The sequence below is a fragment of the Halopseudomonas sp. L-58 genome (assembly GCF_056859475.1).
This window is the reverse complement of record NZ_JBSXON010000004.1, coordinates 1-8,681: the sequence shown is the minus strand read 5'-3', so window position 1 is coordinate 8,681 and position 8,681 is coordinate 1. Positions and strand designations below refer to the sequence as shown.

The 8,681-nt window shown below is 53.2% G+C and carries 10 protein-coding genes; 7 read left to right on the top strand and 3 right to left on the bottom strand.

The genetic code is table 11. The features are described from left to right. Positions 1-161: 161 nt before the first annotated feature. From AC13EY_RS00105 to AC13EY_RS00095, 3 genes are all read left to right on the top strand, one after another. On the top strand, positions 162-494 hold the full coding sequence (locus AC13EY_RS00105; protein WP_482875791.1) for a response regulator: 333 nt from the start codon (positions 162-164) through the stop codon (positions 492-494). A 378-nt stretch (positions 495-872) separates the two neighbouring features. Beyond that, positions 873-2,135: a tyrosine-type recombinase/integrase gene (locus AC13EY_RS00100; RefSeq protein WP_233048385.1), complete on the top strand. Its 1,263-nt coding sequence runs from the start codon at positions 873-875 to the stop codon at positions 2,133-2,135. 167 nt (positions 2,136-2,302) lie between these two features. Next, positions 2,303-2,968: a hypothetical protein gene (locus AC13EY_RS00095; protein ID WP_233048386.1), complete on the top strand. Its 666-nt coding sequence runs from the start codon at positions 2,303-2,305 to the stop codon at positions 2,966-2,968. Here the strand turns inward: AC13EY_RS00095 and AC13EY_RS00090 are convergent. After that, the gene (locus AC13EY_RS00090; protein ID WP_233048387.1) at positions 2,940-4,076 is read right to left on the bottom strand and encodes a DNA-binding protein; all 1,137 of its coding nucleotides are present in this window, start codon (positions 4,074-4,076) and stop codon (positions 2,940-2,942) included. The two genes, AC13EY_RS00095 and AC13EY_RS00090, sit on opposite strands and share 29 nt — an antisense overlap. Before the next feature lie 577 nt (positions 4,077-4,653). Here AC13EY_RS00090 and AC13EY_RS00085 point away from each other — a divergent pair. Further along, the gene (locus AC13EY_RS00085; protein ID WP_233048388.1) at positions 4,654-5,304 is read left to right on the top strand and encodes a hypothetical protein; all 651 of its coding nucleotides are present in this window, start codon (positions 4,654-4,656) and stop codon (positions 5,302-5,304) included. A 13-nt stretch (positions 5,305-5,317) separates the two neighbouring features. Then, positions 5,318-5,752, top strand: a complete 435-nt coding sequence (locus AC13EY_RS00080) for a hypothetical protein (RefSeq protein ID WP_233048389.1) — start codon at positions 5,318-5,320, stop codon at positions 5,750-5,752. Positions 5,753-5,830: 78 nt separating this feature from the next. On the opposite strand, the gene AC13EY_RS00075 is transcribed toward AC13EY_RS00080, so the two are convergent. Together AC13EY_RS00075 and AC13EY_RS00070 are read right to left on the bottom strand one after the other, a co-directional pair. Further along, positions 5,831-6,178 (bottom strand): histone-like nucleoid-structuring protein, MvaT/MvaU family, encoded by a 348-nt coding sequence (locus AC13EY_RS00075; protein WP_233048390.1) that lies wholly within the window; start codon positions 6,176-6,178, stop codon positions 5,831-5,833. A gap of 255 nt (positions 6,179-6,433) precedes the next feature. Continuing rightward, the gene (locus tag AC13EY_RS00070; RefSeq protein ID WP_233048391.1) at positions 6,434-6,634 is read right to left on the bottom strand and encodes a CopG family transcriptional regulator; all 201 of its coding nucleotides are present in this window, start codon (positions 6,632-6,634) and stop codon (positions 6,434-6,436) included. A gap of 125 nt (positions 6,635-6,759) precedes the next feature. Here AC13EY_RS00070 and AC13EY_RS00065 point away from each other — a divergent pair, with 125 nt between their 5' ends. Further along, positions 6,760-7,518: a hypothetical protein gene (locus tag AC13EY_RS00065; RefSeq protein ID WP_233048392.1), complete on the top strand. Its 759-nt coding sequence runs from the start codon at positions 6,760-6,762 to the stop codon at positions 7,516-7,518. 83 nt (positions 7,519-7,601) lie between these two features. Beyond that, positions 7,602-8,381 (top strand): energy transducer TonB, encoded by a 780-nt coding sequence (locus tag AC13EY_RS00060; protein ID WP_233048393.1) that lies wholly within the window; start codon positions 7,602-7,604, stop codon positions 8,379-8,381. The last annotated feature ends 300 nt before the right edge of the window (positions 8,382-8,681 follow it).

Here is an 8,681-nt window from a genome sequence, read left to right as displayed (position 1 = left end):
TATAGCCTTGGTCGACGACCAAGGCCGCTGCATCATGTTTGAACTCGACCGAAAAGGATCGACGTTGTTTGCTCATTGAACACCTCGCTGATGGCGATTCTACCGCCTAACTTGGTGTCCGGGATTAGTAGACCACTACAGATGCCTACGTTGCTCAGTGCGTGGCAGAGCAATTCTTCGACAATGTGACGGTATGTGGTACGCCTCATGACTTTAAGCTGGCCGCCCTCTCGAATATCCCTGATGTGATTTTCATGGATGTACACATTGGTGATCTGCATAACGGCGTTGCCATCGTTGATGAGATCCGCCGTGAAAGCTCTGAGTTGAGCATCGTACCGATTGTTGTCGTGACCTCCTCCAAGGACGAGTCAGTGCACAACTTGGCGATGGAGTGTGGAGCTAGCGGCATCATTGTGAAGCCTTTGACTCGGGAGAGGCTTTTGCCATTGCTTCCTCAATTGCTTCCCGGCTTTTCTGCTCTGGCTGATTAACGCTTCAATCCACGCGCTCAGTGATTTTCATCAAGGGGGCGTTATCGTCCCCTTAAACATGACAATCAGGAGTTAGCATGTATCGACCACGACGTCAGTGGGCTTGGAACGAGGCCGCTGAGAAAGTTTACGAAGAGAAACGGGCTCGACTTGCTGAACAGGGGCACGTCACCGACGAGGAGGTTTGTGCCCTGTTCTTGGCCAAAGGCATTACGGGCTTTGAGCCCCAAGATGTTAAGCCGGCGATGATGGACGCAATCTGCGAGAGTCCTCTTGAGGCGGTACTGCGAAGCCTCAGTTAAGCCAACCCGAGGGAGGGTAAACTTGCCCTTGGCAGGTCTATACTCCCTACTCCTCTTTTAGGTTCCGAGACTCACCGTGTTCACCCCAATCTTTGATACCCGTGCCGAGTTCATCAGCTGCAGCGAGGACCAGTATCTTGCTGATCGGCCCGAGCTAGTCAGATACCTCAACAGTTTCGATGGGTCAGTGGATGTATGGGGCGATTACCGTGCGGCGCGCGGATTCCTCAAATCCAATTCTCGCGTTGAGACCACCTACAACAACTACAGGACGCAGGTTGAACGCTTGCTCATGTGGTGTTGGCTCAAGCGGAAAAAGCCCTTCAGGGAGCTGCTGCGCAGCGACGTAGAAGCTTTTCTGGACTTCTGCTGCAACCCCGACCCGGAATGGATCGGAACAGCCATCAAGGGCCGTTTCATTTTGAGCGAGGGGGTGTTCATTCCCAACGCGGAATGGCGGCCTTTCTCGAAGCGTGTTCCCAAATCCAAGGCCAAGCTTGCAGCCGAGAATTTAACCGAGCTGCCGGCGCCGGCGTTCTCCATGTCTGCTGGTTCGATCCGCCAAGTCTATGCGGCGATGAACTCCCTCTTCAGCTTCTGCAATAACGAGCTGCTCATGAGCACCAATCCGTGCCTGCAGTTGGGTAAGAACAAGAGCCAGTGGACGAGTCGCACGCTGCAGATCCCTAAGTCCAAGGCAATCACTAAGCTGCAATGGGAATTCGTTATTGAAACCGCCGAGGAGATGGCTGATGAATCTCCGGCCACCTTCGAGCGAACCCTCTTCATTATCGTAATGATGATCTCCTGCTACCTGCGGGTCAGTGACCTTGCTGGCAACGCAGGATGGCAGCCGACGATGGGGTGCTTCGTCAAAGGTAATGACGGCTGGTGGTACCACGTTGTCGGCAAGGGCAACGTTCATGACAAGGTCGCGGTCAAGCCCGACTGTATGACTTATCTGGCGCGGTACCGCCGCCACCTGAACCTGCCACCGACTCCATCACCTGGTGAGACCGAGCCGCTGTTGCGCACGAAGTCTGGAAGATCCGGTTTGACTGCGAGACAGATCCGGCGTGACGTTCAGAAAGTCCTCGATCGGGCTCTGGCAAAGATGATCAAGGCGGATTTCAGCGAGGAGGAAGTGGACTCCTTGCGGTCGGCTACGCTGCACTGGTTCAGGCATACCGGTGCCACGTTCGATGCTCCGTATCGGAACCCCAAGAACCTACAGATGGATATGCGGCACAAGCGGATGTCTACCACCCAGGACATCTACTACAACGCCCAAGATGATGAACGGATAGCCGAGGTTGCCAGGCTGACTGTGAAGCGCTAACCGGTCTAGCCCCAGACTCAAGAGACGGCAGCTTTCTATCAAGCATAAAAAAAGCTCACCGAAGTGAGCTTTTCTCGTGTGTCTCCGGGGGGAGGCTTAAGCCAACAAGTCCCAGAGCTAGTGAGAGTGATACTATTAGCGGAATAGGGATAAGTCAAGGAGTTGTGGTGAGCACTGCAGTGAATCTACAGGCCGTAGAAGGCGTCATTTCCAAGGACCGCTTGGGCCGCTATCAGAGGACTGCAGGCATTCGTGACCTGGAGCATGCGATCGAGCTCTATCGCTGGAACGCTGAGATCAGCTGTGCATTCATGCTACCTCAACACATCGTTGAAGTCGCTATCCGCAATGCGGTGTCCGAAGCAATCAGCCAAGTGTACGGTGCCGCTTGGCCATGGTCTGCCGGTTTTGTTCAGAGCTTACCCGGTAAAAATCCCAGCTTTGATCCTCGGGGCGATTTGGTTTATGCAAGAAACAAGTTCCCCGGCCAGAAGACGGCCGGGAAAGTTATCCCTGAGATGAAGTTTGTTTTCTGGCAGAAGATGTTCACCAAAAGGCATGATGATCGTTTATGGAATCAGCACCTGATCAAGCTCTTTCCCGGCATGCCAGCGGGGACATCAGTCAGCGATGGACGTCTTCAAATTGCTGACGATCTCGACAAGATTCGAAAGTTGCGCAATCGCATAGCCCATCATGAGCCCATCTACCACCGGAATCTTGTAGATGACATCAACAGGTTAAAGCGGCTCCTTTCATGGCGTTGCGCAGACACTGGGGCTTGGCTTGATGGTATCGAGCAAGTCACAGCACTCTTACAGAGGAAGCCGTAGCGAGTTCAAGCGCCTCTGTGATGCTGTGGAGGCTCGATTCAATTGTCCGCAGCCTCCCGAGCGTATGATCACTCGCCTCTTCAGCGATGCCACGCTCAACCAGTTCTGCTACTGCCTGGACGCATTGGTTTGCAGCGCTCGAAGCGCTTACCCTCACGCTATGCAGATTCTGCAGCTCGTCCTTCAGCTCAGTGCAGTCCTGACGAAGTAGCAATGCTTCTTCTCTGGTCTTGTCATGCGCCATCAAAGCATCTGCGAGCTTTTCCTCCATCTGGCTGATCCGGCTCGCCAGCTCGGCGTTCATTACCTTCGAATCGCTAAGCTCGTTTCGTGCAGATTCAAGTGCCTTAGATAGCTTGTCTGCATCATTACGGACACTCAGGTGGTGATGCTGCAGTGAGCGTAGGGCCTCTTGCGCTTTGCTGGCCTCTTCAGCTCGCCGGGTCACATCCTTCCTAGAGTCGTCCAGGCGGATATGCAGCTCGTCCAGCTGCAGTCGATGAGCGGCAAGCTCCTGTTCGCGCTGAGTCATCATGCGCTCTTCATAGTGGTCCCGCTGGGTTCGCGCTCTTTCGGCATCAGCCTCTGCTCTTACAGCCCGGGCTACGGCCTCCTGGTGCTTGGTCCGGAGCTCTGATACCTCGGCGATCAGCTGTTGCTTTTCCAGCGCGAGCTCAGTGTTCTGTCCCTCCAGCGATCGGATGCTCGCCTTCAGCTCCAACACATACGTTTGCTCTTGCTGCAGCTCTCTGTGGAGTCTGCTAACCTTGGATTCAGCATCTTGGATCTGAGCTTTCGCGCTTGCCTCAAGTGCATCGAGCTCATGCTCACGCTTGGCCAAGGTTGTTGTGGCCACTTGTTCGGCATTGTCGATCAGGCTCGAGCAGAGTGCGTACAACTCCGGAGCGAACCGCTTCACATGCTCTTCAGGCCCTGTGCCGCCCAGTTCCACCTGCTTCTTCAGGTTTGAGATGGTCGTATAGGAACCGCGACCGATTTTTGATCGCAGCTTTCTCACACTGGGTTCAATCCCGTCAGCCAGCAGCTCAGCATGGGCTCTGGCCACCTCTTCAAGGCTGACTGCCTCCCTATTTTCAGTGTTTTCCATCGCCAATTCCTCGCTGCGCTTGCGGCCGCGCTGTTTTTGCGCGCCCGGCGGGCTGATTCGGTGTGTGCGGCTGCGTGCCTAAAATTTCAGACTGTTACATAACGGTGTAACGTAACATAACACAAATAATTGAAATGAATAGTACCCAAATAATCAATGTTCCGGTACTACCTATTAACGCGCCTTATACCCGCTCAGGGTGCTTGAGATAGAGATATCCCCGTAACAGGGCACCAGTAATGTGTAACAACCTGAAAGCCAGGTATTGCCTCAATATCGAAAGAGATCCCATACATCGCCGTTACACAGCCTTGCACCACGTAACGAGATCAAAAGGGGAACCGCAGGTGTGTCGATCGGATAGCGGGGGGCGACTTAATGGGGTGCGCTCACAGGAGGAGGTTGTTGCAACGTGGCACGAAGCAGGTATTATCAATTTGCGCTTTCATCGACGCGTGCTGCCCACCTTGGCTCACCTGGTTCGCCGGGACGATGCACTTCAAATATTGCGTTGATTCCAATTGGCGGAATTCAGCAGTGGGCACTGGATATCTCCGCTTCAGCTATTGGAGCTCGCATGCAACAGCCACACCTCACCGCTACCGCCGTCGAAAAACTCAAGCGCTCTGCAAAGAAGGTCCGCAACGAAACAGGATGCAGCCTTGCTTTCGCACTAGATCAAGTCGCCTCTGAAGCGGGTTACCCAAACTGGAAACGTGTAACTGAGCTGCTTCGGCCGCAAGGCCAGTATAGGGACGAGCTACTGCCTCCAATGCATTATTCTGTAGGCGTACATGTTTGGGGGAAGGATGGGAGACCCAAAAGATTCGAGACAGTCAACGCCCTGTGTGAGGCACTCGGTGGCGTTAGGCCCTACCTCATCCGGAAACCGTGCGAATACGCAAAACCAGATGAGCCCTGCATGTGTCAGGTTGATCATTTCGCAACTTCGGTGCAGGCCAACATTGGATTCGATGTTGGGGATAAACACGACTTCTGGCGATACCTATACATGCTGGACAGGCCGGCGACGTCTTTCCCTGGCTGGGTGAAGCGAGTTAAAGCAGGGCTTGGTACTGGAGACCACTACCCGAACGAGCACCTGACGATTCCTGGTAGCAATGACGATCGGAGCAATACCCTGAACCCGAATAACGATGCTTACAAAGCGGCAGCAGACAATCACTCAGATCAGCTCAACCCCAATAACCCTCGATACAAACGATAGGAGATCAGCCCAAATGGACTTGCAGGCGAATCAGACCCCACGAAAACTCACATTTAACCAGCGCCGCAAACTTAGTCAGGTGATGGGGCAGTATGAGTCTATGCTGGTCGGCCTGTACGCCAGCGTAAAGGATGTGGGAGAGATGCGAACGCCTGGAGAGAAGCTGACTCAGAATCTGGATTTTAAGAAGAAGCTTCTCTCATATCACGAGCGGTTTAGGCTCCGACTCATTGAACTAGATCTGATGCTTCCGGCTTTCGAGCAGGCGGAAAAAAACGCCATCAGCAGTGCTGAAATGATTGTGGCAGGGCAGCCAAGAGCTGATGTTCGTCATTGGATAGAGAGGTATCGGGGCTCTATCTTTTTCGGTCTAGAGCTTGATACTCAAAACGTGATTTTCGATTGCTACCAATGGGGTGAAAAAGTACAAGGCGCATTGAATCGCTGAGGCAAGTCAGGGATGCTGTTGTAGGTGAGGGCTTGGGCCGTAGACAGAATTGCCGGCGGCGAACCGCCGGCAGCGTGATTACTGTACCCAGCTCTTTACGGCTTCTTCACCGTATTGAGCTTTCCACGCCTTGAGAGTCTTGTTGTTTCCACCCTTGGTGATGACTGACTCACCAGTGTGAGGATTCACATAGGTCTTGGCTGTACGCTCGCGACGAGTCTTGCCTTCGCTGGAGGTGCCAGCATTCGGGTTGAGCAAGCTAATGACCTGCTCGGGGGAGTAACCATATTCGGCAACTAGCGCTTTAAGTTTGTCAGTGAACTCGAGCTCACTGGTCAGTTCTTCGCTTTTGGCCAGCTTCTCTTTTTTCGCCTCCAGCTCGGCAATTTGTTTTTCAAGTTCACGGAATGCAGCTAGTTTTGACATAGTAAGTCTCGTTTAAAAGGAATATCAAAGAACACAAAAAGATGTTCATCCCGAACTAACTAAGCGTACTCCCAACCATCAATGATTTCCACTAAGTAGGATTGATTAACTGCATTGGAAGGCGGCTGGACACAAAGCTGCCATGGGAAGGCTCGTTCATAAGAGTGCTCAGCTACCGGGCTGCGCGAAAGCATTCACCGCCTTCCTTGCGTGTGTTTAAGGTACAGCTGACAAGGCAAAACTTACCGGAGCACTTCAACATTTGTTGGGCGTCGGCCTCGGCGTCGGCGTGGTGGCATCAGGAGTCAATCCTTCGACCCAGGACTGGACGTCTTGATGGTCAAGAACTCGGGCGGAGTCAACATCAGCCAAGGCCTCGCGGGTAAGGTGGCTGCGCTCGCCATTCTCATTATCGGCATGAGAGGTGACTGGTTGGGTTTTGTTTGTAGAACCCATGGTTAGACTCCTTCTTCACAGGTAGCTACCCTAGGTTGCACCCTTGTGGGTATAGTTAAACAGTGTTAGATGCGTGGTGCCAGCCCACGTCAGTTTTAACGTTTTGCACTGAAATTGAATCGAACATGAGTACCCCTGTAAATCCGCTGTCCCTGAAATCCCTTTCGATTGCCGGCCTTCTGGTAGCCTCTCTGATCAGCTTCGTTACTCTGTCTGCACGTGAGTCGCCCGAGATAAATGAGGCTGACTATTTGAACCTGTCCGAGTGTGCGAATTCTTATTTCTTCCGCCATTCAAATGAGAGATCACCGTCACTGGATGCTGAGCTGGTGACTGGCTATAAGCCGGAACGTCACGGGCATATCTGTGACGATATCATGCAGCTTGCTTTGCTATCCAAGCTGCATGAAGAGTCGATATCGGATTCTGGGAAGGCAGCAGCTATCGCGGGACTGAAAGAGCTAATTTCTGACCGTCGAGATGAGTTTAGTGGCCAGAGGCTTGTGCGCTTCAAGGTCCCGAACAACCTTGGGATTGAACCCTATGATTTTGAGCGCAAGCTCTTCACGCTGGGTAATATTCGCCCTCAACGGGACCTTGGCAATCTCTGGGGGACCTACGAAACAGACTTCCCCTCCTGGACTCAGCTTCTGATTCTTGGTTTCGACTTCGAAGGCGAGCCCACCATTGAGGTCGATGACCCAGTGGCGGTTTCCTGGATTGATGCTTCTAGGCAGACCAATACACTTGGGACCGAGGTTTTTGCGCAGACCATTGACCTGCCAGACGCCGAGCTTCCTCATGATGTCTTCCCACTCTTGATCCATCATCTGGTCTTCTTTAATACCGAGACTGGCCAGCGGTTTCTCACCTACGTTTTCTGAGGGGTAGCAACTGCAACGGGTTGGGATGAAGCGATGGTACTTCCAGCGTAGATTTTCCGTATTGCTAATCACGGAGCTACGCTGTGGAATCCAGAACCGGTTACCTATCCCTCGTCCTCGCCTTGGGCGCTTTCGCTATCTCAGTTACAACCGCCGCCCTTGTTGGCCTGCTGGTACTCGCCCAGCAGGCGGATCTTTCCACCGGAGTGAAGGACCTTCAGTCCAAGCTTGATTTGATCCAAACCGATCTGAAGGACAGCAAGCAACGCATCAGTGAGCTCGATCGAGGCCTTACTGCCCTTGTTCAGGTGGCTGATATCGACGAAGAAGCATTCGTTGCTGCATTCAACCAAGACAATGAAGCAGGCTCAGTTTCATCTGCTGACGTAACCCCCAACGCCGTGCCAGAGGCGCCACTTGAAATCGCCCAGGTCGAGCTTTCAGGTGCAGCGGGATCGACGGGTGAATTACCCGCGCCCGTGGACGACAACCCCTTTGGTGATGTGGCAGGCCTTGAGCTGGGTGATTCCGAATCCCCAATCCAGCTCGTGGCGGTACCCAGCGATCCAGTTTCACCTGAGCAGGTAGACACGATCATGGCTCGCCGGATCTCTGAAAACTGGCGCCGGCCTGCTGGAGACGTGACCGGGCTGAAAGCTGTGCTGAAGATCGAGCTAGATCGTGAGGGCGTTCTCAAGGTCGTAGAAGTGACCCGCTCATCGGGGAATACAGAATTCGACTCTTCGGCCAAGCAAGCGATTGAACAGATCCAGTCGATCGCCGAGGTCGCAATGCTATCTGATGAGGATTATCAGAAGTTCTATGCATCGCGGTCTCTGATGTTTGCGCCTGCAGGGGGCTGATTCTTTGGCTGAGTGGTGCCACACGCCTTGAACTGGGATACTTGCTCCCAGCTCAAGCACCACCATGGGAGAGATATGTTCGACGCTGATTTACCGGAAATCAGTGCTGAGGAGTTACGCGAAGCTGCAAAGGCTCCCAGCACTCATGCAACATACCTGTGTAGTGGTCAACAATTCCCGGACAGTGATTTAAGTTTTTCTTCTACAACAGCCGGCGGCACGAGGCCGTTGTGCTGATGTGGTCTTGTCCAGTTGTAGCATTGCATTAGGTAGCGACCTATATCCTGCTCAGCCAGTGCA